Below are 22,267 nucleotides of genomic sequence, written 5' to 3'. Positions count from 1 at the left end.
ATGGCAAACAGGCATAGCAATGCCAAGGGGCCAGTCTATGCGCTCAGCCCCTGCATCCATAGCTGGCTCAATAGCGCCACAGACACGCCCGATTGAGAGGCCGACATATCACCCTGTCCGAAAAAAAGTTGTTGTGCCAGCTGTCGGCCAGCATGCAAGGCCATCGTCGTTTTCTCTACTCGCAGTCGATAAAACGCGCTTAACACAGCACTGAGTTCTTCCTGGTGCGACATCAGACTGACCAGTTGCCAGGCGTCTTCCAGTGCCTGGCACGCACCTTGCCCTGAGGTGGGCAAGGCGGCGTGTGCGGCATCACCTATGACAACGACATTGTCTTTGTGCCAGTATGGAAGAGGATCCAGATCATGCACAAAAACAGGCCTGACCGATTCAGGTTCAGCGTGCTTCAGCACAGACTGAACAGGCGCAGCCCACCCGCCAAATCGTTGCTTTAACTCACTCAGCCAGGCGCTTGGTGGGCGGCTTTTATCAATTGGTGTTCGCCAGGCCCCTGCCCAGAAACACATATCCGGTTTCACGGGCACAATGCCAAAGCGCTCACCGGGATAGCGAAAGTCACCGATGATATTAGATAAGGTGTTGGCCCTGAACTTACTGATCCCCATTACATTGATGAACCCCTGGTAACACGGTAATCGCGGCGAAGCGAATAGCGCCTGACGCACCACAGAGTGCATTCTGCCATCAGCGCCAATAACTAAATCAAACGTTTGCCTGAGCCTGTCTATATCACGAAGGGCGATTGTGGTTGCAAACTGAACGGTTACTCCCTGCGCACGCAGCGCTTCACCCAGTATCCGGATCAAATCGCGACGCAGTATGGTCACGGTGGCATAGCCACTGAGCCCGTTTAACTGATCAATATCCAACGCATTATGTCGATTTCCGCTGCGGTCATACTGACACACTGAATCAGGTGTGCCCCCGGCCCGCGTAATTTGCTGTGCCAAACCCATTTGCTGCATCACAAACATTGCATTAGGCCACAATGTGACGCCAGCTCCCATGACCGTGTGAGCTGCTGCACGCTCAAACAATTGCACCTCATGCCCTTGTTTCTTGGCCAGTAAAGCCATTGCCATACCAGCTACGCCGGCGCCAATAATTGCGATTCGTTTTTTTTCCATGGTTCACTTCCTTAAGTATCTGCAGTGAAGTGTGACAAAACAACTTAATGGGATAAATGTGGTAATATGACTTTATAAATCCCATTTAATGAGATAGTTAATGATTGAAAAGACAGATATTCAATGGCTATTGAGCTTTGTGGCAGTCTATGAAAAATTGAGCATCAAGCTCGCGGCACAGCATCGCCAACTACCTACTTCCAATATCAGCCGTCATATCGCCCAGCTGGAACAACATTTAAGCACCCGGCTGCTGGAGCGAACCACCCGAAAAATGCGTCCAACAGCGGCGGGAACGCAACTTTATCAGACACTTAAGCCACTTATGCAGACAATGAATAACGCACTGATAGAGGTGTCTCAGCACAGTGACGCATTAACCGGCCATCTCAACATCGTTATTCCAGATTTACCTGTTCTGGCAAACCTTATCGCCGATTTTTGCCACCAGCACCCCGATATACAACTCAGTTGTGATACACAGTTAAATCCCACTGAGGGCATGCTGGAGGGCTTAGACCTGGTTGTACGCTTTGGCCGGGGCACACTGGACGACTCGGGGTGGGTGGCCAAACCCCTTTTGCAACTGCCTAGCTGTGTTGTTTGTGCCCCTAAGCTGGCTGTGCGTCATGCGCAGGTGTACTCGCTGGAAACACTCAGCAAAGTGCCCTGCATTACCAGCCTGACCGTGTTGCAAGGTACCCCCTGGCGATTCAAACACAATAAAACCCTGCAGGTGCAATCCAGTTATAAAGTGAATAGTGGCCACATGGCTAAAGCCGCCGCAATACAAGGGTTGGGGTTTGCCATATTACCACGGCATATGTGCCAGGCAGACATAGAAGCCGGCACTTTAGTTGAGGTCACACTGGAGTATGAACCCGAAGATCTGGTGTTGTATGCATTTTACTCGGGCCGCAAATACCCGCAGAAAAAAGTCACAGCTCTCATAACGCATTTGCAAACCGGGCTAAGAGAACCAGATACATCAGCACAGTAGCAGCAGTTAGATGACTCGCTGACACTAGTTGTCTAAATCCAGATATTTTAAAAACCGGCAATACCTGCCTTCGCACACCTTGGCAATCTCCTGTTTGCAGTGTGCACTTATGCCCTGCGGCAATGCAATACCACTGTCTCCCATCATATAGGCACTAAAAATGCCTTTTTCCCCTTTGTACACCACGGGAAAATTTACAGATATTGCGCTTCCACCCAGATACCTCTCACCCCAACTAGGTACAGATATGACTATGTCACCGCTCATGCCGTATTTGCCTGACATTTGTACCACCTTTTGCCGCAGTGACTCACCGTTCTCTCCGACATAAGATGATGGCATATAGTAATTAACAACATAGAAGTCATAACCCGCAGCAATCAGCGAGTTGTTGCTATCAATGAACGATGATCGGTATATCGGCTCATCGGCTGCTGAGATAGAATATTCAAGCGCTGGAAAACACCCCTTTTGCTCGATGTCATGATCCAAAAAGTAGCTGCACCCAGCCAATAACGTCCCCGTCATGGCCAGACATATTGATTTTAGTGTTATCTCAAATTTCTGCATGCGTATTTCCCTTGCTCTATTTTCGCAACCATGATTGAAACATAGCCAGATTAGACAAACAATAAAATGAGTTGCTTCGAACACAGCATATGTGAAGTGTCTATTCCTTGATGCTTTCGCATACCGAGGTGACTCTCCTGCAAGCTCATGACCCGCTTCGCCTGTTTTCAGCGTTGCTGTGTTGCTGTCTTACCTGAGTATGGGAGAGAAAACCTTAATCGGTGAGGCGTTTATATTTGTGAGCGTCGCGGCGGGGAAAAGCAAACAGGCATAGTAAGCATTATGCCTGTTTGCTGGAGCATTGGGACTCGCCTGGTGGCTGCTCGTTGTCTTCTGGATCCGTGCGATCCTGTCCATTGAATTCAATCTCAAAACCATCGACCCGTTGCAGGCCCCTGGGCAACTTGTTACCACGACGACCCCGTTCACCGTAGTAGTGTTCCAGGTCGCTTGGTTTGAGTGTGAGTTTGCGCTTACCGGCATGTAAGGTCACGGCGCAGCCATCGGGGATTGCAGCAAGCACTTTTACAAACTCCTCGCGGGCCTGTACTTTGGCACTCGGAATAGAGATGATCTTGTTACCCTTTCCTTTGGCCAGTTTAGGCAAGTCACGCAGCGGGAAGATCAACATCCGGCCTTCATTAGAAATCGCCATGCAACGATCGCTGGCCACATCACCGACTGTGATGGGTACCATCAGCTCAGCCCCTTTCGGAATGCTGACCAGGGCCTTACCGTTTTTGTTTTTACTGACCAGGTCGTTAAACTCGGCAATAAAGCCGTAACCGCCATCGGTGGACATCAGGTAAAGCGACTGTTCTTCGCCCATCACCACATGCTCAAAGTTGGTGCCCGCGGCCAGGTTAAAGCGCCCGGTCATGGGCTCACCCTGACTACGGGCTGATGGCAGGCTGTGCGCATCGGTGGCAAATGCCCGGCCAGAGCTGTCGAGGAACACCGCCGGCTGATTGCTGCGGCCTTTGGCCGATGCCTTGTAACTGTCTCCGGCACGGTAATTGAGCCCTTCGGCATCAATATCGTGGCCTTTAGCAACCCGGGCCCAGCCTTTTTCAGACAGCACCACAGTGACTGATTCCGACGGGATCAGGTCTTTTTCGCTCAGGGCTTTGGCTTCAAGGCGCTCCACCACAGGTGAGCGACGCTCATCACCGTACAATTCGGCGGCTTCGCGAATTTCTTTTTTCAGCAGCGTCGACATTCTGCGCTCTGAGCCGAGCGTTTGTTCCAGCTTGTCGCGCTCTGCGCTCAGTTCATCCTGCTCGCCGCGGATCTTCATTTCTTCAAGCTTCGCCAGATGGCGCAGCTTTAAGTCTAAAATGGCTTCGGCTTGTTTGTCCGACAACCCGAAGCGGTTCATCAGCTCGTCTTTGGGCTTGTCTTCGGTGCGGATGATTTCAATGACTTCGTCGATATTCAAAAAGGCAATCATTAAACCTTCAAGAATATGCAAGCGAGCCAGCACTTTGTCGAGGCGATACTGCAAGCGACGACGCACCGTATCACGACGGAAAATCAGCCATTCCGCTAAAATAGAACGCAGATCTTTAACCTGAGGACGACCATCCAGGCCAATCATGTTGAGGTTAACCCGGTAGTTTTTTTCCAGATCTGTGGTTGCAAACAGGTGCGCCATCAGTGGCTCAACTTTCACGCGGTTGGAGCGCGGCACCACCACAATGCGGGTTGGGTTTTCATGGTCAGATTCATCGCGCAAATCGGCGACCATAGGCAGTTTCTTGGCAGTCATCTGTGCAGCAATCTGCTCCAGCACTTTGCCACCAGATACCTGATGGGGCAGTGCGGTGATCACCACCTCGCCCTGATCTTCTTCATACACCGCACGCATCTTAATCGAGCCACGTCCGGTAGTGTATATCTTCTGGATCTCTGCTTTTGGCGTGATGATCTCGGCTTCGGTCGGATAATCCGGCGCCTGCACCATCTCCAGTACTTCTTCCAGAGTGGTTTTCGGCTTGTCCAGCAAGGTACAGCAGGCTTCGGCCAGCTCGCGCACATTGTGCGGCGGAATGTCTGTGGCCATACCCACGGCAATCCCGGTCACACCATTAAGCAGGATATGCGGCAGTCGAGCCGGTAGTACCATAGGCTCGTTCATGGTGCCGTCAAAGTTCGGGGTCCAGTCAACTGTGCCCTGTCCCAGCTCTTTCAATAACACTTCTGAGAACTTTGACAAACGCGCTTCAGTATAACGCATTGCCGCAAACGATTTGGGGTCGTCAGCTGCGCCCCAGTTGCCCTGTCCATCGATCAAAGGGTAACGATAAGAGAATGGCTGTGCCATCAGCACCATGGCTTCATAACAGGCGCTGTCGCCGTGCGGGTGGTATTTACCCAGCACGTCACCCACTGTACGGGCAGATTTTTTATACTTGGCTGCGGCCGACAGGCCCAGCTCACTCATGGCATACACAATACGCCGTTGCACTGGCTTAAGGCCGTCGCCAATATGTGGCAGGGCCCGGTCCATGATCACATACATGGAGTAATTGAGATAGGCGTCTTCTGTGAAGCGGCCCATCGCCAGTTGTTCAATCCCCTGTAAAGACAGGGTTTGCGGATCTGTCATGATACACCTTATTGTTTGTTGTACCGCACACGAGTTATCGCGTTGGCGTAATCATCCGAGTTAGTTGTCGGCAGCAAGCTTACACTTCTGCCTTATCACCATGTTGTTCCAGCCAGCTCTTTCTGTCGCCGGCACGCTTCTTGGCCAACAGCATGTCCATCACTTCCAGTGTCTCTTCAGGCTCATTCAGGGTCAGTTGCACCAGTCGGCGGGTATTGGGGTCCATGGTGGTTTCGCGCAGCTGCATTGGATTCATTTCACCCAACCCTTTGAAGCGCTGCACATTGACTTTACCGCGCTTTTTCTCGGCTTCAATACGGTCTAAGATGCCGCGTTTTTCGTCTTCATCCAGCGCGTAGTACACTTCCTTGCCTACGTCGATACGGAACAGCGGTGGCATGGCCACATACACATGACCACGGCGCACCAGCTCCGGGAAGTGTTTAACAAACAAAGCACACAATAAAGTGGCAATGTGTAGTCCGTCGGAGTCAGCATCGGCCAGAATGCACACTTTGCCATAGCGCAGCGCCGACAAGTCTTCTGAGTCGGGATCTATGCCCAACGCCACTGAAATATCGTGGACTTCCTGCGAGGCCAAAATCTGCCCGGAATCTACCTCCCAGGTATTCAGGATTTTACCCCGCAGCGGCATGATGGCCTGAAACTCGCGGTCACGGGCTTGCTTAGCTGAACCGCCCGCCGAGTCCCCTTCTACCAGAAACAATTCAGAACGCTCAGTTTCTGAGCCAGAGCAGTCGGTCAGTTTACCCGGTAACGCCGGGCCACTGGTGACTTTTTTACGCACCACTTTCTTGGCCGCACGCATGCGTTTTTGGGCGTTGCTGATACATAGCTCAGCGAGCGCTTCGGCAGTATCTGTGTGCTCGTTCAGCCACAGGCTGAAGGCATCTTTCACAATACCCGAGACAAACGTCGCACAAGAACGCGATGACAGCTTTTCTTTGGTCTGACCGGCAAACTGCGGATCCTGCATTTTAACCGACAACACATAGCTACACTTGTCCCAGACATCGTCCGGTGTCAGCTTGACACCACGCGGCAACAAGTTGCGGAACTCACAAAATTCACGCATGGCTTCCAATAAGCCCTGACGCAGACCATTCACATGTGTCCCGCCTTGCGCGGTTGGAATGAGGTTCACATAGCTTTCGGTGATAGACTCACCGCCTTCAGGCAGCCAGTGCAATGCCCAGTCAACCCCTTCGGTGGAGCCACTGAAGCTGCCCACAAACGGGCTTTGCGGTAAGGTCTCAAAGCCTTTGGCGCTGTCTTTTAGATAGTCCTCCAGACCCGACTCGTAGCACCACTCCTGCGTTTCTTTGGTTTGCTTGTTGACAAAGCGAATACGCAGACCCGGGCACAACACGGCTTTGGCTTTGAGCAGATAGTTGAGCTTGCTGAGCGAGAAGTTGGCGGAATCAAAATAACTGGGGTCGGGCCAGAATTGTACTGAGGTACCGGTATTACGTTTACCAACCGTGCCCGTGATTTCTAAATCTTCGACCTTGTCGCCATGCTCAAATGCCATCTGATAGACCTGGGCATCACGCTTAACCGTGATCTCAACCCGGGTTGATAAAGCATTGACCACAGAGATCCCCACCCCGTGCAGACCACCAGAGAATTGATAGTTTTTATTGGAGAATTTACCACCAGCGTGCAGCTTGGTCAGGATCAGCTCTACGCCCGGGATCCCTTCTTCGGGGTGAATATCCACAGGCATGCCGCGTCCGTCGTCAATCACCTGCAGCGAATTGTCTTCATGCAGGATCACATCGATCTTGCTGGCATGGCCGGCCAGGGCTTCATCGACACTGTTGTCTATGACTTCCTGACCCAAGTGATTGGGGCGCGTGGTGTCGGTATACATGCCAGGGCGGCGTTTCACCGGCTCCAGGCCATTCAACACCTCAATGGCTTCGGCATTATAATTCTGCTGACTCATAATTGGATCTGATTTTCTTCGTTCGTGTTGGTGATTTTGAGAAACCTGACAAGGGTGTCAAAGTAACGCTCAAAACCCATAAAACTATGGTCCCCGCCAAACTCAATATGGCCGGGGCTGGCGCTGAAGTAGTTCACTGCCTGTTGATAGGGTAACACTTCATCGCCGCTTTGTTGTAGCAATAATATATTTTCTGGTGCGTGCAGCGACTCAACGTAGAGCTGACGCAAAGTGTCTACATGCTGGTGCGTCAGCGTGTAATGCTGTTGCTGATAGGGATTATACTGAGGTCCGAGATAATCATGCAACAATTCAAACGGGCGCACCGCCGGGTTCACCACCACAGCACGTAAACCATGTTGGTGTGCCAAATAAGTGGCGTAGTAGCCACCCAGCGAGCTACCGACAAGCGCGGTCTCTTCGTCTATCAATTGTTCAAGCTGCACAATGGCGATAGCCGGGTCGTAATGCAAGTGAGGCGTCAGGTAAGTACACGCAAACGACTGTTGTCCAAGCCATTGTCCTAATTGTTGTGCCTTATAGGACTGCTCTGAACTGTTAAAACCATGAATATAAATTAGTTTTCGAGCCATTTTACCTCAGTGTGTAAGCCTTTTTCAGTCCAGTGGACAAGGCGATAGGCAGGCCCTAAGTTATGCTGCTGCCAGTCTGTGGTGTGTTTAGCAAACTGGATAGACGTCGCCGGTGTGGCATACACAGGCAGAGTACGAAACGACTGCGCATAGGCATGGTGCACGTGGCCATGAATAAGTGCCTCAACACGCTGACTGTCGACCAGTGTATTGAGCAGCTGGGGGCCGTTTTCCAGCATGTGTTTATCGAGGTAGCCGTCAATCGGGAGCGGATGATGATGGCAAAATGCAAGGACAGGGGCTGAGCCATTGTTTAGTTGTTGCTCCAGTTCGGTCAGATGTTCAGCCTTGCACCAGCCAGCAGGCGTGGGGCCTTTGCTATTGAGCAGCAAAATATCACCCAGATCACACTGTAAATACTTGGCTGCACTGATCTGCCCTTCGCTGATCTGCGCCAGCATCGTGAGATCATCATGATTACCCGGCACCCAGAACAACGGGCAATCGAGCATCGACTGTGCAACCAGTTCGGCAAATAACGCATAGGAAGCCGCACTGTGGTCCTGAGTTAGGTCGCCACCAAACACCACACCATCGAGCCCTTCCCCGGCCAGGGCATCGAGCACGCTGATAAAGTGTGCTGCGGTATTGACCTCAAAATAGCACCCCTCACGGCTGCCAAACAGGTGGCTGTCTGTGATGTGTGCCAGGCGCAACTCTGCGCTTGTGAATTGATGAACCTGTTCAAACCAGGCCATTGTTGACGTCCCAGTTGAGTGGTACCCGACCACTTTCCAGACAAGCCATCAGCCAGTCTGCTAAAAAGGCATTGAGCTGATATTTTTCGTCTTTGTGGTGCATGTCCGGATTCGGATAGCGATAAGACGGTTTGATGCGTTGATGAAAGTCATGATGGATCACTTCCGCCACTTTGGCATCGTGATACAAGCGTACAGACAAAGCAAAATCATCCAGATGAGCACTGATCTGTTGTTTCTGAACCACCGCAATGTCGGTGGTATAGCGGGCTATGCCGTCGATGCGGATCTGATAACTGGCCGCCCCCAGATGTACCTCACGACTGTTACCCAGTGATTCTTCAGGTAGCAGTTTTAGCGCCCGCAAATAGTTGCGCTCGCATAAGGTAATATATTTAGGTAAAGACTGGATGTACTCTTTGTGCATAACTGCTGATCAAACGACCTCACTTTAAACCGGCTGAGATTGCCACTGCGCCAACATTTTGGGTTTGTGTAACGCCAACCATTGTAGACTAATCACCGTCGCAGCGTTATCTATTTCCTCATTTTCGAGCCGCGTCATCGCCTCGCCAAAGGGCATCACATGTACTTTAATGTCTTCACCCTCTTCGGACAAACCATAAATGCCTCCCGCCTTGCTCAGATCCGCCTTTGCCAGATACAGGTATAAACGCTCTGTAGAGCCACCCGGGCTGGACAGGTAGGACGTCATATAATGCAGTTCATCTAACTCCAGTCCGGCTTCTTCCCTGGCTTCTTTGCGTACCACGCTTTCATAATCCAGACTGCCTTCTGCCATGCCGGCAATACATTCCAGTAGCCAGGGTGAGTCTTTGGTCGCCAACGCCCCGATGCGGATCTGTTCAATCAGTAAAATCTGATCTGTAACGGGATCATAGGGCAACACCGCCACGGCATGGCCGCGCTCCAAAATCTCGCGATAGATGGTCTTCGACTGACCGCCCGCAAACAGGGCATGCTTAAACGCATATAAGTCAATCTTAAAAAATTTGTTATAACGACGTGTAGGTTCATCTAACACCACATCTTGACGATCAAATTGTGCGACTGGTTTCATGTTCTATCCCATTTTTTTCATGATTGGGGTTTAATTTTTAACCCTGAAACCCCATCATAGGTGTTCTCTAATTTTATCTTATTTTACCGTTCTTTAACTGGGGAAGCCCAATCTGAACTGTATTATATTCTGTTACACTTGTTCTTACCGATTTGCCACTTTCCTTATATAGGAATTGACGAAAACAAGGTAACATGCCGACAATGAAAATTGTCTAAGGACTGAGCAAATAATGAAAAAAAGCATTCTATCTCTGTTTATCGGTGTTGCCTGCGCCCTGTCCAGCACAGCCTCTCAGGCCGAAGATCTGTTGCAAGTGTACGAAATTGCCACCGCTAACGATCCAACCGTATTAAAAGCCAAAGCACAGGCTGACGCTCAAAAGTACGCCCAGGACTCAGCTTTAGGCGATCTATTGCCTTCATTGGGTTTTTCAATGACCTATGGTGACAGTGATGGCGAGTCAACGCTACCGGGTCAAAACGATGCCACTGGCTATACCGTTGTCGATACCTGGGGCGATGAGTTTAGCCGTAAAATTACACTGAACCAGACCATTTTTAGCATGGCCACCTGGCAAAATCTGACCATTGCTGAGAAACAGGCGATGCAGGCACTGACCAGCTACGAGCAACAGCAACAAGACCTGATTGTGCGTGTCGCGCAGGGCTACTTTGATGTACTAAGCGCACTGGACAACCTGGAGTTCGTACAGGCAGAAAAACGGGCCATCGAGCGTCAGCTGGAGCAAACTAAGCAGCGCTACGAGGTAGGCCTGACCGCTATCACCGACGTACACGAAGCTCAGGCTCAGTTTGACCAATCTGTGGCCAACGAAATCGTGGCACAGAACAACGTAGAGACTGCCCGTGAAACCCTGCGAACTATCACTGGTAAGTACCATGCTAAACTAGATAAGCTCAATACCGAAAGCTTTTCTACCGTTAAACCAGGTCGACAGTCTAATGATTTTATCACCTTAGCCAAAGAGCAAAATCTCTCATTGCAGGTTGCTAAATCGGCCCTGGACATTGCCCAGGATCAGATTGACCTGGCACAAGCAGGCCACTACCCAACATTGAGTTTGCAAGCTTCTTACTCTGATTCTATCAGTAACTCCGAAGGCGCCGAGTTGGCACCTCGCACAGATGGCACCAGCATTGGTCTGACGTTCAGTGTTCCGATCTATTCGGGTGGCAAAACCGTGGCGGCAACCGATCAGGCACGCGCCCTGTATGTTGCAGCCAGTGAAGACCTGGAAGCGTCAATGCGCAATGTAACCCGCTCGGTGATCACCTCTTACAACCAGGTGATGTCTGATGTGGCAACCTATCGTGCACTGGAGCAAGCGGTTGTCTCTGCAGAGAGTGCCTTACAGGCCACAGAAGCGGGCTTTGAAGTGGGTACTCGTACCATTGTTGACGTGCTGGTAAGCACCCGTAACCTGTACAGCGCGAAGCGTAACCTGGCAAACCTGCGTTATCAGTATGTCTTGTCGACGCTGAAGCTGAAACAAGCGGCTGGCTCACTGAACCGCAGCGACCTGGAAGCCATCAACAAAGGCCTGATCGCAGGCTAACCATTATTTCGCTCGAACAAAAAACCGGTGCAAACCGGTTTTTTTCTGCCTGTAATTTACCCCGCCGGATCAGTAAAATGAGGTCTGCGCTCATCACCGCTCTCTTGAGCTGCCCAGCCGATATCGCTAAACTAACCCTTTGAAGTTTGAACGAGAGTGCACCTTTGGTTAACAACCCCACCTTTAAGCTGGCATTTTTAGCCCCCAAGTTCTGGCCAACCTGGCTGAGTGTTTTTTTTCTCTACGCCCTGTCCTGGTTACCGCAAGGTATTCAGCTATGGCTGGGAAAGATGCTCGGGCGCCTGGTGCACCGCCTGTTAAAAAAACGCCGGCGTATTGCTGATGTCAATTTACGCTTGTGCTTTCCCGCCATGGATGCGCAGCAACGTGCCGATATGGTACTGAAAAACATGGAAAACACGGGCATCGCCACCTTCGAAACCTCAATGGCCTGGTGGTGGCCACAATGGCGACTGAATCGGGTCGTCGGCTCAGTAAAAGGCATAGAGCACATTACGCAGGCACAGGCCAGTGGCAAAGGTGTGCTCCTGCTGGTACCACACATGCTGCACCTGGAGATGCTAAGCAGAGTGCTGGGTACTGCGCAAATGGGGATCGGGTTTTATCGCCCACATAACAACCCATTGATGGAATACTTTATGACCAAAGGCCGATTGCGGTCCAATGAGTACCTGATTGGAAAACGCGATGTCAAAGGTCTGTTGCAGGCACTGAAGCACAAAAAACTCTGTTATTACCTGCCCGATCAGGACTATGGCCGCAACCGCTGCGAATTTGCACCGTTCTTTGCGGTACCCGATGCTGCATCTACAACCGGGACACTGCTCTTTGCAGGAAGCAAAAATTGTGAGACATTAAGCTTACATGGCATCCGAGATGAGCAGGGTCAATACCACATTGAGATCCAACCAGCGCTGGCAGACTTTCCAAGTGGCGATCCATGTACCGATGTCACCCGGGTCAATCAGCGAATGGAGCTGGCTATAGAGCAAGCCCCGGAACAATACATGTGGCTGCACCGACGCTTCAAAACGCGCCCGGATGAAAATGCACCATCGTATTATGAGTAACCGTTAGTATAAAGTGTGTCGTGATAGTATGGCTAAAAAACGTTCAAAACGCTTATCGAACCTGTGGTTCTGGACCAAACACCTGTCGTTAGGTGTGTTATTGGTATGGGCCGCGTATTACTTTTTGTATGGCAATATCCCGTCAATGGAATTTCGTGATACCACCAATGCCGCCGCTCGGGGGTTCACTCAATTTTACGAAGGGTTCAAGCGTAATTACACTGAGCGTAACACCGAGCGGGAAAAATACGTGCTTGATCTGGGCAAACCAACCTATCCGCTAGATGATGCCATTGCGCAGCGCGGCCTGGTGGTCAAACCCGCGCCACAGCGCTGGACCGGTGAAATCCAGCCTCGACGCTTTGACAGCGGTGAAACCCTGCGTAGCGTCATGAGCAACTATGCCAAGCAAGAAGACATCGAGCTGTTCTGGTATCTGGACAAAGACTATGTGGTGAAACACAACTTCCGCGTTGATACCAATTTTGTCTCTACTCTGTATCAGGTTGGCACCGCCATCAATGATGATTTTGAGTTCGAAGTATTTACTTTCTTTTGCCATCGTCAGCGCGCTGCGATCATCACCCAAAAACCCTCTCGCTTTGTACGCGAAAACTGCCGCCGCTTGACCAAGTAAACCTTCAGGCCGGAGAAAGCGCATTCTCTCCGGCTCAATTTACCCCAGTAAATGCCGCCAAGCAACCTTCACTGAGTCCACTAATTCTGCCACTTCATGCATCGCCACACTGCGCCCTCCTGCGTTGAGACTGTGCAGATGATAACGATCGCGGAACTCACAATACGCCTGAGTCAGGACCGATTGTGTAGCCTTGTCAATCACCCCGGCATGATAAGCCATCTCAAAGATACGAATATTATCGGGGAATCGCGCCAGCTCAGGATGGGCATGCGCGTAATTAAGCACCAGATACTGTGCAATAAACTCAATGTCCGTCATCCCCCCAACACCCTGTTTCAAATCCAATTCAATCTCATTGCTCTTATCCAGGTGTCCCCGCATTTTTTCTCGCATCGCTACGATGTCTTCGCACAGCGATGCACTTTCACGGCGCTGGCAGAGTATCTCATTACGAATAGCGTTAAAACGCGCGATCAATTCGGGCTCACCCAATACCATGCGTGAGCGCACCAATGCCTGATGTTCCCAGGTCCAGGCTTGCTGCTGCTGATACTGATAAAAACTCTCGATATTAATCGCCAGCAGCCCCGAATTACCTTCCGGCCTCAGCCGGGTATCCAGTTCATAAAGAATGCCTGAATTGGTTCGGGTATTGAATAAGTGCATTAGCCGCTGGGCCAGCTTCAGGTAAAACTGACGCGCTGAAATCGACTTATCCCCTGTGGTGACACTGTTGCCGTCGCGATTGTGAACAAACACCAGGTCAAGATCTGAGTTATATCCCAGTTCCAGTCCGCCAGCTTTGCCATAGGCCACCACGGCAAAGCCTTTGTGCTCAACATCGGCCCCTTCAGGTGCACCATAGCGGCTCACCATTTGCTGCCAGGCAATATCAACCGCCTTGGCAATAATGGCTTCCGCCAGTGCGGTCAGATGATCACTGACTTTCATAATATCCAGCACCCCAGTGGCATCTGCCGCAGCAATGCGCAGTGCCTGAGTCTGCTTAAACTGACGCAGCGCTTCCATCTGCAACTCCAGATCTTCGCTGTCGATACGTAAAAAATACTGCTGAACTTCGCTGTAATAAGCGCTCAGCGGCAGCGGCTGATAAAGTACCGCCGGATCGATCAGTTCATCCAGTAAGATGGGATAGCGGGCCACCTGATCTGCTATCCAGACACTGTGTGCGCATAACTTGATCAGTTGTTGCAATGCTCCGCGGTTTTCAAATAATAATTCGAGGTACGCGGTGCGCGAGGCAATTTTCAGTATCACCTTTAGCACCCGCTCCAGAATTTCAGCAACCGGAGTACGCGTAATTTCACTCAGTAAGGCCGGCATCAGTTTATCCAGCACATCCCTGCCGCGTGTGCCCATCTGCGTTTTGCTCAGTCCCAGGTAAAATTGTTCAAGGGACTGTTGCCAGGCTGCACTAACCGCTTCCGGTAATGGAGATTCAAGATAACTGATGTCGCGCTGCTCCCAGGCAGACACATATTCCGGTGCCAACGCCTCGCCAAGCTCGGGCTCCTCCCCGATGACCTGAGTAAATTCAGCCCGTACCGCCCCTTGAGCCTGCTCCAACACGGATAGCACATCACTATACCGGGTGCAATCCAGCAACACTGTCAGACGCAACTGTCCCACTTCATCGTCTGGCAGAGTTTGCGTCTGACAGTCATCAAACGCCTGTAAATACTGCTCAGTACGGCGCAGTAACAGATATTGCTGAGACAGCACCTCGCCCACTTCCGCGGGGATCAAGGACAGGCTTTGGAGCTGTGCCAGGGCCGACAGCAATGACGGCGTTTGTAATTCCGGTTCACGGCCACCGCGGATCATCTGCAACGCCTGAACGATAAATTCCACTTCACGGATCCCGCCGGCCCCCAGCTTAATGTTATTCGTCAGTCCTTTGCGCCTCACCTCCTGAGCGATCATATGCTTCATTTTTCGCAACGATTCAATCACAGAGAAATCGATATAACGACGAAAAACAAAGGGGCGGATCAGGGCTTTAAATTCGCACCAGTAACGATTTTCTTCACCCAGCAGACGCGCTTTGAGCATAGCGTAACGCTCCCACTCCCGACCCTGATCCTGATAATAGTCTTCCATAGCAGCAAAACTCATCACCAGCGGACCGCTGTCACCAAAAGGACGCAAACGCATATCTACGCGAAATACCTGGCCATCGGCAGTACATTGATCGAGTGCAGCAATGAGCTTTTGCGCCACTTTGGTATAAAACACCTGCGCTTCGATACTGCGACGTCCGCCTTCGGTGGACTTGGCAAACGGATAGGTAAAGATCAGATCAATGTCCGAGGAGAAATTCAGCTCCCCTCCACCCAGTTTACCCATCCCCAGCACCAACATGGGCACTGGGTTCTGATGTTCATCACACACCTGGCCATTGCTTTTGGCCACGCTGATGTGTGCCCAGCGGTTGGCCCAGTCAATCAGTGTTTCGCTGAGGCGCGACTGATATGCAATGCTGTCGGCAATCGGATTGCCCTCAACCAGATCAAGCCACATTAGCTTGAGCCAATAGCGCTTGCGATACTCACGCAGCTGTCTGAAGCAGCTGGCTTCATCCAGCTCTACGAGCGGTTCCTCAAGAGGAACAGGACAAGCTCTTTGTTGCATTTGTTCGTTATCCAGCAACCACTCAATCCAGTCTGGATGACGCTGTAAGATACGATACGCAAAATCACTCAGTCCAAGTAGCCTGAGCACGGCTGGGTTACTTGTGTGCTGGGCAAACAATGCCTGACAGCGTGCTACTGCCAGCTGCCCAAGTGCCTGGGGCAAGCCACCGAAATCCATAGAAAAATCTCCAGTGCAATTGCAAAAAGCGGTGTTATAGTAAACTTAATTGCCACCACCTTACACTTAGCATGAGTTATTTGTCTTTAGCCAATATCAACTTTTTCGCCATCTTAGTGAGTTTTGTCGTGATCTGTCTGTTCACCATTGCTCTGCGTTTATATGTTCAGTTTAGTGCCAGACAGATGCTGGAGGATGAACTGGCCAAGCGGGACAACTTTGCTCTGGGGATCAGCTACGCCACGCATCTGGCTGTGCTGGTGATCTGTTGTGCTTATGTTCTCAATGACACTGGCATGATGGTATTACAGGCAGAGTCGCTACGTAGTGGCATTATTTTGCTGCTGATCCTGGTGTTTATTTATTTTGGCCAGCATATCCACCGTAAATGGATCCTCTATCAGTTCAATGAGGAGCAAGCAATATTGAAGCAAAACGTCTGCGCCGCAGTAGTGGACTCGGGCATGCTGGTCGGCAACACCATTTTGGTACTGGGGCTGTATCATTGGATCCACCCGCAGGGCTTTGGCAACTTACTGGTTGTGACACTCAGCTTTATGGTGGTGCAGTTAATGTGCGCACTGGACAGTAAAATCCGTGAGTGGCGCTTTGCTCGCTACAACCAGGGCGCATCGTTACAACAGAACTTTAACCTCGCCAACACCTCCATTGGGATCCGCTATGCCGGTAAGAGTATTGGCCTGGCGCTGGCCATTTATGCAGGCCTGCACAGTGCGCCTTATCATGGTGCCAAAGTCGTTGAAAACCTCTTTGTAATTGTGATGCACTGTGGCGTGATGTGGTTGCTGCTTTATGGGATCAGCCATTTATTACTCCAGCTGGCGTTACCCAGAGTGGACATCGGGCTGGAAGTTGACCACCAGGATAATATCGGTATTGCCTGTCTGGAGTTTGCTGTTTTCTGCGCAATAGGCTATTTACTTATTAACATGTTCTCAATGTAACCAGGCTTGTTAGTGCGTTTAAACCTAGAAAACTTTTTGCTGGTCGACAGCAACTGGGAGTTCAGCAGAGAGTTTGCTGCGCACCTTAAAGCGCAGCGCCCTGATCTGCCCAGTGAGTTATTAATTGCCGGTGACAACACCAAACAGATGCTGAAAATGATGTTTCAGGAGCAGGTCAAAGACTATTGCTACTGTGACTTTGCCAATGAAATCAGCGTCTCGGAGTTGGCCTCATACCTGCACGAACATCACAAAGTGAAGGGCGTGCTGATCTACGCGCTCGACTACCACCTTGCGGACGAAACCCAGCGCTTTATCTTTAATTCACTCCACCGCCAGCGTATCACCGTTGAACAAAGTGACCGGGGATATGTCTATCACCCACTACGAGACCCCTTTAATAACAATCACCTGACCTGTCACTCTACGGTCTCAGCTACGACACAGGATTCAGTACTCGACTTTGCCCAGCATCACACTGACAAAGCCGAATAGATGCTGGACTCACCGTACATAACCCCTTACCATTACGGCTATTTAACAGCGGAATAGTCCACCATGCGCATACCTCATATTTATCAGCCTTCAGACCTAGTGATTGGTGAAGCGATTGACCTTGGCGATGATGCTGCCGGGCACGTTGCCCGTGTACTGCGTATGGGCGAAGGGGATCAGCTCAGTCTGTTCAATGGCCAGGGCGGAGAATATCTGGCTTCTATCTGTGAGGTCAGTAAAAAGAAAGTACGGGTAACGCCTGAGCAGTATATTGATAAACAGGTTGAATCACCGCTGTCTATTCACCTCGGTCAGGGGATCTCGCGAGGTGATAAAATGGACTTTACTATTCAGAAATCTGTGGAACTGGGGATCACCGAGATCACTCCTTTATTTACCACCCGCTGTGGTGTGAAACTCAGCGGTGAGCGGCTGGCAAAGAAACATCAGCAATGGCAAAAAATCGCCATCGCAGCCGCCGAGCAATCTGGTCGCAATACCATTACGACCATCCATCCACCAATTTCAATTGATGAGTGGCTGGCACAAAGTAGCAAGGCACTTAAGCTGACACTGCACCCAAGAGCCGAACATTCAATTAAAACCCTGCCACAGCCAGAGCAGGGCGTTCGTTTCTTAGTCGGCCCTGAAGGGGGCTTTACTGATGAGGAAATGGCCGCCACAGCACAGCAAGGGTTTATTGATATTCGCCTCGGCCCACGCGTACTGCGCACTGAAACCGCCGCCCTCACTGTACTCAGCGCATTGCAACTTGAGTTTGGTGATCTGGCCCTTTAAAAAACCAGTTTCGCCCTTATATCCTATCCAAGTACTTAGCAGTTGAATTGATTCACTTTACATAAGGTTACCCCAATGGCAGCGAAACTCGGGATCATCTCAGATCCAATCAGTGGCTTTAATATCAAAAAAGATACTGGCTTCGCCATGATGCTGGCAGCACAGGCACGTGGATATGAGCTTTACTACATGGAAATGCAGGATTTGTACTTGTACCAGGGTGAAGCCCGGGCCACCGCCGCCAAAGCAACCGTGTTTGACGATGTCAATCACTGGTATGAGCTGGCCGACAAAGACGACATTGCACTAAGCGATCTGGACGTGATCCTGATGCGTAAAGATCCGCCGTTTGATACCGAATATATTTACGCGACTTACATACTGGAGCGCGCTGAGCAAGCTGGTACTTTAGTGATCAACAAACCACAAAGCCTGCGTGATGCCAATGAAAAACTGTTTACAGCCTGGTTCAGTGAACACACGCCAGATACCTTAGTCACGCGCTCAGCATCGCAGATCCGTGAATTTCTGGCAAAGCATGGCGATATCATTCTCAAGCCGCTGGACGGTATGGGTGGCGCCTCGATTTTCCGGGTCACTCACGATGACCCTAACATTGGTGTGATCTGCGAAACCCTTACCGAGCACGGCAGTCGTTTTGCCATGGCGCAAAATTATATCCCTGCGATTAAAGACGGTGACAAACGCGTACTGGTCGTCGATGGTGAAGTCATGCCCTACTGTTTGGCACGTATTCCGCAAGGGGGCGAAACACGAGGCAATCTGGCTGCAGGTGGCCGAGGTGAAGCACGCCCAATCAGTGACAGCGACCGCAAAATAGCTGAAGCCGTTGCACCGGTTTTAAAAGAAAAAGGGTTGATTTTTGTTGGCCTGGACATCATCGGCGACAAACTGACTGAGATTAATGTCACTGCACCTACCTGTGTGAAAGAAATCGAAGCTGCGTTTGATATTTCTATTATGGACAAGTTTTTTGATGCCATTGCGGCAAAACTCGACCATACTAAAGAATAATTAAAAGGGGGTCTCGCTATGCAATCACTCGCAAATCATTTTTTGGTCGCCATGCCAAACCTGCAAGATCCCTTCTTTAAGCACACGGTCACCTACATTTGTGAGCACAACGAAGAAGGCGCAATGGGCCTGGTCGTCAATCACCCTATTAATGTCACTGTGGGTGAGCTGCTTGACCAGATAGAGATAGACAATGATAAATCCAGTACAGCTGCTCGCCAATCTGTGTTTGCCGGTGGACCAGTCCATACTGACCGAGGCTTTGTACTGCACACGCCCAAACCCGGTTATGCATCCAGCCGTGAACTCAGTTCAGACATCATGATCACCACCTCCAAAGATGTGTTGGCGTCACTGACCTCACACAATTGTCCGGATGCATTTATCATTACGCTGGGCTATTCAGGGTGGGAACAAGGGCAGCTGGAAAAAGAGATCCTGGAAAACTCCTGGCTGATCATAGAAGCCGACCCGGCCATTATTTTTAATACACCACCGGAAAAACGCTGGGAAAAAGCGGTAGAAATGCTTGGCATTGACGCCGGCCAGCTGAGCACCGAGGCGGGCCACGCCTGAACCACACTACCCCAGTTAACAGCCTGTTGCCACTTAACCTGTTGGCGACGGCCTGTGATTAATTGAGACATACACCATGAGCAATAACGAAAAAACAGCCCCTGGCCAGCGTACAGTCATTGGCTTTGATTTTGGCACCCGCAGCATCGGCCTGGCCGTAGGACAGGAAATGACGGGCACAGCCAGCAGCCTGGGCGCAGTTAAAGCCCGTGATGGTATTCCCGACTGGCAGGATATCGCCCCGTATATCGAGCAGTGGAAACCCGACCTGTTGGTGGTTGGGCTGCCACTGAATATGGATGGTTCGCATCAGGATCTGACCTTTCGCGCCAAAAAATTCGCCAACCGACTACACAACCAGTTTCGCTTACCGGTCGAAACTCAGGACGAACGTCTGACGACGGCAGATGCCAAAGCCCGGTTATTTGAGCAAGGCGGCTACCGCTCTTTGGCCAAAGATAAGATTGATGGTATGTCTGCCATTATCATTCTGGAGAGCTTTTTTGAGGCGCAATGGGGTTGAGCACCCGATAGCGCCGCTGGTCGGGGATAAATCCGGCCTGCTCATAAGCCTGACGGATCATACCTTGCGCCCTGAGTTGCTTTAAGCCGCTTTGTAATGCCTTAAATGCTCTTTCCCCATCGGGATGCAGTCGCGACACCACAAAATGGCGACTGCCATCAAACTGCACCACTAAGTTGGGGTGTGCCACCAAAAAGATATCATCCAGCCTGAACTCATTATCCAGGCTCGGCATCAGCGGCATGAGCATAAAGTCGACCCATTGCCGGTTGACCATTTGGGCCTGCGATGCCCAGACGGGTTCATTCATCAAGTGCTTAAGGCCCAGACTGTTCAGCGTTTGCCAGTCTGTTCGCCAACGACTGGTGGACACCGCACTCAACTCACGCAATTCATCTAATCGGGTGATGCGTGCTACCGCCAGATTCTCCGGGGCATAGAAAATGCCGGCAAAATACTCACCCCGACGGATCACCGCATCACTGATAAACAGTTTATCGGCTTTGGCTTGAGCATCTTCGAGCCAGTAACTGTCGAAGCTCAGCAGCAGCTTACCCTGTTCGAGCAGATTAGAGTGGCGAAAACTGACATTACCAGGCCGGTAGGTGAAAACTTTTCTGAAGCCACCCAGAGCCAGTGCTTGTTGCGCCAGCACCATATCTACCACATCTCTGCGCACATAGTTGCCCGAGAACTGAGTCACTTCAAGAGGTTCGCGACCATTCAAAAAGCGCAGGTAGTCGGCATAGACATCGTCGCGGATAAACATATCTACCACATTGTCGCTGGCCGGCTGCTCAGCAGCAATCCTCGCTGCCAGCGCAGCGGGGCTGACCACCAGGCAGCACAGGCATATTAGCGCCGTGCGCAGCGCCCTGTTAACGTTTTTTATCATCCAGGCCGTCAACAGTCACCCCTTGCAAAAAGCCAGCGCCTTTTTGCTCGTTGTTCTGCAGTTTTATCATTAGGCGCAGATCATTCGGTGAGTCGGCATGGTGCAACGCATCGGCATAGTTGATCCTTTGTTGTTTGTATAAATCAAATAACGCCTGATCAAAAGTTTGCATCCCCATCTCTTTAGACTTAGACATGGTCTCTTTAATCGAACCAATGTCGCCTTTTTTAATCAGCTCTGCCACCATAGGAGAGTTGAGCATCACCTCAATGGCCGCCACACGCCCTTCCCCTTTGGCCGACGGTACCAGCTGCTGCGCCACAATGGCTCTGAGGTTGAGCGCCAGATCGTATTTCAGTTTGTCGTGCTTCTCTTTTGGTACCAGGTGCATAATACGGTCAATGGCCTGGTTGGCATTATTGGCGTGCAAAGTCGCAACACACAGATGGCCGGTTTCGGCAAAGCTCAGCGCATACTCCATGGTCTCACGAGAGCGGATCTCACCGATCAGGATCACATCTGGTGCCTGACGCAACGAGCTTTTCAGTGCCGATTCAAAGCTTTCCGTATCCAGCCCAACTTCACGCTGAGTGATGATACTTTTACGATGCTGGTGAACAAATTCAATCGGATCTTCTATGGTTAAAATATGACCGCGCTGGTTGCGATTACGATACCCCAACAGGGCCGCGAGTGAGGTCGACTTACCGGTGCCAGTACCGCCGACAAATAGCACCAGACCACGTTTAGACATGATCACATCGGTCAGTACCGAAGGCAGGCCTAAGTCGGTCACTTCAGGGATATCCGTGACAATACGACGGATCACCATCCCCGCACAGTCCCGCTGCCAGAACGCCGATACCCTAAAGCGGCCAATCTCATTCGCCACCGCAAAGTTACATTCTTTTTCACCATGAAATTGCTGTTTTTGCTTTTCGCTCATGGCCGACTCAACCATGACGAGTGACGCCTCAGCATCCAGCACATCATCGTCCAACGCCCGCAGTTCACCATCAATTTTGGCACTCACAGGTAAACCAGCAGACACAAACAAATCCGATGCCCCTTTGTCCTTCATCGTTTGCAAGTAATGTACAAGCTCCATCAC

21 protein-coding genes are annotated in these 22,267 nt (G+C 50.9%); 10 read left to right on the top strand and 11 right to left on the bottom strand.

What is annotated here, in order from left to right:
• Positions 1-35: 35 nt before the first annotated feature.
• Positions 36-1,148 (bottom strand): FAD-dependent monooxygenase, encoded by a 1,113-nt coding sequence (locus MHN33_RS09630; RefSeq protein ID WP_239397765.1) that lies wholly within the window; start codon positions 1,146-1,148, stop codon positions 36-38.
• 100 nt (positions 1,149-1,248) lie between these two features.
• Between MHN33_RS09630 and MHN33_RS09625 the strand changes: the two genes are divergently transcribed.
• Positions 1,249-2,148 (top strand): LysR family transcriptional regulator, encoded by a 900-nt coding sequence (locus tag MHN33_RS09625; protein WP_239397764.1) that lies wholly within the window; start codon positions 1,249-1,251, stop codon positions 2,146-2,148.
• Positions 2,149-2,172: 24 nt separating this feature from the next.
• Here the strand turns inward: MHN33_RS09625 and MHN33_RS09620 are convergent, their stop codons facing one another.
• The 7 genes from MHN33_RS09620 to MHN33_RS09590 form a co-directional block, all read right to left on the bottom strand.
• Positions 2,173-2,718: a hypothetical protein gene (locus MHN33_RS09620; RefSeq protein ID WP_239397763.1), complete on the bottom strand. Its 546-nt coding sequence runs from the start codon at positions 2,716-2,718 to the stop codon at positions 2,173-2,175.
• A 280-nt stretch (positions 2,719-2,998) separates the two neighbouring features.
• Positions 2,999-5,326: a DNA topoisomerase IV subunit A gene (parC, locus tag MHN33_RS09615; protein WP_239397762.1), complete on the bottom strand. Its 2,328-nt coding sequence runs from the start codon at positions 5,324-5,326 to the stop codon at positions 2,999-3,001.
• A 79-nt stretch (positions 5,327-5,405) separates the two neighbouring features.
• Entirely contained in the window at positions 5,406-7,295 is a 1,890-nt protein-coding gene (parE, locus tag MHN33_RS09610; RefSeq protein ID WP_239397761.1) for a DNA topoisomerase IV subunit B, read from the bottom strand.
• Positions 7,292-7,888 (bottom strand): YqiA/YcfP family alpha/beta fold hydrolase, encoded by a 597-nt coding sequence (locus MHN33_RS09605; protein ID WP_239397760.1) that lies wholly within the window; start codon positions 7,886-7,888, stop codon positions 7,292-7,294. The genes parE and MHN33_RS09605 overlap by 4 nt, the downstream gene beginning before the upstream one ends.
• On the bottom strand, positions 7,873-8,646 hold the full coding sequence (locus tag MHN33_RS09600) for a metallophosphoesterase (protein WP_239397759.1): 774 nt from the start codon (positions 8,644-8,646) through the stop codon (positions 7,873-7,875). The genes MHN33_RS09605 and MHN33_RS09600 overlap by 16 nt, the downstream gene beginning before the upstream one ends.
• Entirely contained in the window at positions 8,633-9,073 is a 441-nt protein-coding gene (locus tag MHN33_RS09595) for a DUF1249 domain-containing protein (protein WP_239397758.1), read from the bottom strand. The genes MHN33_RS09600 and MHN33_RS09595 overlap by 14 nt, the downstream gene beginning before the upstream one ends.
• Before the next feature lie 24 nt (positions 9,074-9,097).
• Positions 9,098-9,727: an NUDIX domain-containing protein gene (locus MHN33_RS09590; RefSeq protein ID WP_239397757.1), complete on the bottom strand. Its 630-nt coding sequence runs from the start codon at positions 9,725-9,727 to the stop codon at positions 9,098-9,100.
• A gap of 232 nt (positions 9,728-9,959) precedes the next feature.
• Between MHN33_RS09590 and tolC the strand changes: the two genes are divergently transcribed.
• The 3 genes from tolC to MHN33_RS09575 all read left to right on the top strand — a co-directional run bounded on the left by tolC (position 9,960) and on the right by MHN33_RS09575 (position 13,034).
• Entirely contained in the window at positions 9,960-11,306 is a 1,347-nt protein-coding gene (gene tolC / locus MHN33_RS09585; protein ID WP_239397756.1) for an outer membrane channel protein TolC, read from the top strand.
• Positions 11,307-11,470: 164 nt separating this feature from the next.
• A complete protein-coding gene (gene lpxL / locus MHN33_RS09580; RefSeq protein ID WP_239397755.1) occupies positions 11,471-12,397 on the top strand; it encodes an LpxL/LpxP family Kdo(2)-lipid IV(A) lauroyl/palmitoleoyl acyltransferase in 927 nt (308 codons plus the stop codon).
• Between the two features lie 28 nt (positions 12,398-12,425).
• Entirely contained in the window at positions 12,426-13,034 is a 609-nt protein-coding gene (locus MHN33_RS09575; RefSeq protein ID WP_239397754.1) for a TcpQ domain-containing protein, read from the top strand.
• Between the two features lie 39 nt (positions 13,035-13,073).
• Here the strand turns inward: MHN33_RS09575 and glnE are convergent, their stop codons facing one another.
• Positions 13,074-15,869, bottom strand: a complete 2,796-nt coding sequence (gene glnE, locus MHN33_RS09570; RefSeq protein WP_239397753.1) for a bifunctional [glutamate--ammonia ligase]-adenylyl-L-tyrosine phosphorylase/[glutamate--ammonia-ligase] adenylyltransferase — start codon at positions 15,867-15,869, stop codon at positions 13,074-13,076.
• 71 nt (positions 15,870-15,940) lie between these two features.
• Here glnE and MHN33_RS09565 point away from each other — a divergent pair, with 71 nt between their 5' ends.
• The 6 genes from MHN33_RS09565 (at position 15,941) to ruvX (ending at position 20,261) form a co-directional block, all read left to right on the top strand.
• Complete coding sequence (locus MHN33_RS09565; RefSeq protein WP_239397752.1) at positions 15,941-16,834, top strand: hypothetical protein; 894 nt, start codon at positions 15,941-15,943, stop codon at positions 16,832-16,834.
• A 12-nt stretch (positions 16,835-16,846) separates the two neighbouring features.
• Positions 16,847-17,329: a hypothetical protein gene (locus MHN33_RS09560; protein ID WP_239397751.1), complete on the top strand. Its 483-nt coding sequence runs from the start codon at positions 16,847-16,849 to the stop codon at positions 17,327-17,329.
• 63 nt (positions 17,330-17,392) lie between these two features.
• Positions 17,393-18,127, top strand: a complete 735-nt coding sequence (rsmE, locus tag MHN33_RS09555) for a 16S rRNA (uracil(1498)-N(3))-methyltransferase (protein ID WP_239397750.1) — start codon at positions 17,393-17,395, stop codon at positions 18,125-18,127.
• Between the two features lie 75 nt (positions 18,128-18,202).
• The gene (gshB, locus tag MHN33_RS09550; RefSeq protein WP_239397749.1) at positions 18,203-19,162 is read left to right on the top strand and encodes a glutathione synthase; all 960 of its coding nucleotides are present in this window, start codon (positions 18,203-18,205) and stop codon (positions 19,160-19,162) included.
• Positions 19,163-19,180: 18 nt separating this feature from the next.
• Positions 19,181-19,738 carry a YqgE/AlgH family protein gene (locus MHN33_RS09545; protein ID WP_239397748.1) on the top strand — a complete coding sequence of 186 codons (558 nt, stop codon included), beginning with the start codon at positions 19,181-19,183 and terminating at the stop codon, positions 19,736-19,738.
• A gap of 76 nt (positions 19,739-19,814) precedes the next feature.
• Complete coding sequence (gene ruvX / locus MHN33_RS09540) at positions 19,815-20,261, top strand: Holliday junction resolvase RuvX (RefSeq protein WP_239397747.1); 447 nt, start codon at positions 19,815-19,817, stop codon at positions 20,259-20,261.
• Here the strand turns inward: ruvX and MHN33_RS09535 are convergent.
• Positions 20,224-21,156, bottom strand: coding sequence for a hypothetical protein (locus MHN33_RS09535; protein ID WP_239397746.1), 933 nt, complete (start codon positions 21,154-21,156; stop codon positions 20,224-20,226). The two genes, ruvX and MHN33_RS09535, sit on opposite strands and share 38 nt — an antisense overlap.
• The gene (locus tag MHN33_RS09530) at positions 21,140-22,264 is read right to left on the bottom strand and encodes a PilT/PilU family type 4a pilus ATPase (protein WP_239397745.1); all 1,125 of its coding nucleotides are present in this window, start codon (positions 22,262-22,264) and stop codon (positions 21,140-21,142) included. The genes MHN33_RS09535 and MHN33_RS09530 overlap by 17 nt, the downstream gene beginning before the upstream one ends.
• Positions 22,265-22,267: the final 3 nt, after the last annotated feature.

The sequence above is a fragment of the Pseudoalteromonas sp. OOF1S-7 genome, assembly GCF_022347765.1.
GTDB lineage: Bacteria > Pseudomonadota > Gammaproteobacteria > Enterobacterales > Alteromonadaceae > Pseudoalteromonas.
Note: the sequence above shows the minus strand (reverse complement) of the source record. Positions and strands in the feature narration are given on the sequence as shown.

Coding starts and splice junctions, on each gene's coding strand:
- MHN33_RS09630 (WP_239397765.1), bottom strand. CDS start 1,148: ATGGAAAAAAAACGAATCGCAATTATTGGCGCCGGCGTAGCTGGTATG.
- MHN33_RS09625 (WP_239397764.1), top strand. CDS start 1,249: ATGATTGAAAAGACAGATATTCAATGGCTATTGAGCTTTGTGGCAGTC.
- MHN33_RS09620 (WP_239397763.1), bottom strand. CDS start 2,718: ATGCAGAAATTTGAGATAACACTAAAATCAATATGTCTGGCCATGACG.
- parC (WP_239397762.1), bottom strand. CDS start 5,326: ATGACAGATCCGCAAACCCTGTCTTTACAGGGGATTGAACAACTGGCG.
- parE (WP_239397761.1), bottom strand. CDS start 7,295: ATGAGTCAGCAGAATTATAATGCCGAAGCCATTGAGGTGTTGAATGGC.
- MHN33_RS09605 (WP_239397760.1), bottom strand. CDS start 7,888: ATGGCTCGAAAACTAATTTATATTCATGGTTTTAACAGTTCAGAGCAG.
- MHN33_RS09600 (WP_239397759.1), bottom strand. CDS start 8,646: ATGGCCTGGTTTGAACAGGTTCATCAATTCACAAGCGCAGAGTTGCGC.
- MHN33_RS09595 (WP_239397758.1), bottom strand. CDS start 9,073: ATGCACAAAGAGTACATCCAGTCTTTACCTAAATATATTACCTTATGC.
- MHN33_RS09590 (WP_239397757.1), bottom strand. CDS start 9,727: ATGAAACCAGTCGCACAATTTGATCGTCAAGATGTGGTGTTAGATGAA.
- tolC (WP_239397756.1), top strand. CDS start 9,960: ATGAAAAAAAGCATTCTATCTCTGTTTATCGGTGTTGCCTGCGCCCTG.
- MHN33_RS09575 (WP_239397754.1), top strand. CDS start 12,426: ATGGCTAAAAAACGTTCAAAACGCTTATCGAACCTGTGGTTCTGGACC.
- glnE (WP_239397753.1), bottom strand. CDS start 15,869: ATGGATTTCGGTGGCTTGCCCCAGGCACTTGGGCAGCTGGCAGTAGCA.
- MHN33_RS09565 (WP_239397752.1), top strand. CDS start 15,941: ATGAGTTATTTGTCTTTAGCCAATATCAACTTTTTCGCCATCTTAGTG.
- rsmE (WP_239397750.1), top strand. CDS start 17,393: ATGCGCATACCTCATATTTATCAGCCTTCAGACCTAGTGATTGGTGAA.
- gshB (WP_239397749.1), top strand. CDS start 18,203: ATGGCAGCGAAACTCGGGATCATCTCAGATCCAATCAGTGGCTTTAAT.
- MHN33_RS09545 (WP_239397748.1), top strand. CDS start 19,181: ATGCAATCACTCGCAAATCATTTTTTGGTCGCCATGCCAAACCTGCAA.
- ruvX (WP_239397747.1), top strand. CDS start 19,815: ATGAGCAATAACGAAAAAACAGCCCCTGGCCAGCGTACAGTCATTGGC.
- MHN33_RS09535 (WP_239397746.1), bottom strand. CDS start 21,156: ATGATAAAAAACGTTAACAGGGCGCTGCGCACGGCGCTAATATGCCTG.
- MHN33_RS09530 (WP_239397745.1), bottom strand. CDS start 22,264: ATGGAGCTTGTACATTACTTGCAAACGATGAAGGACAAAGGGGCATCG.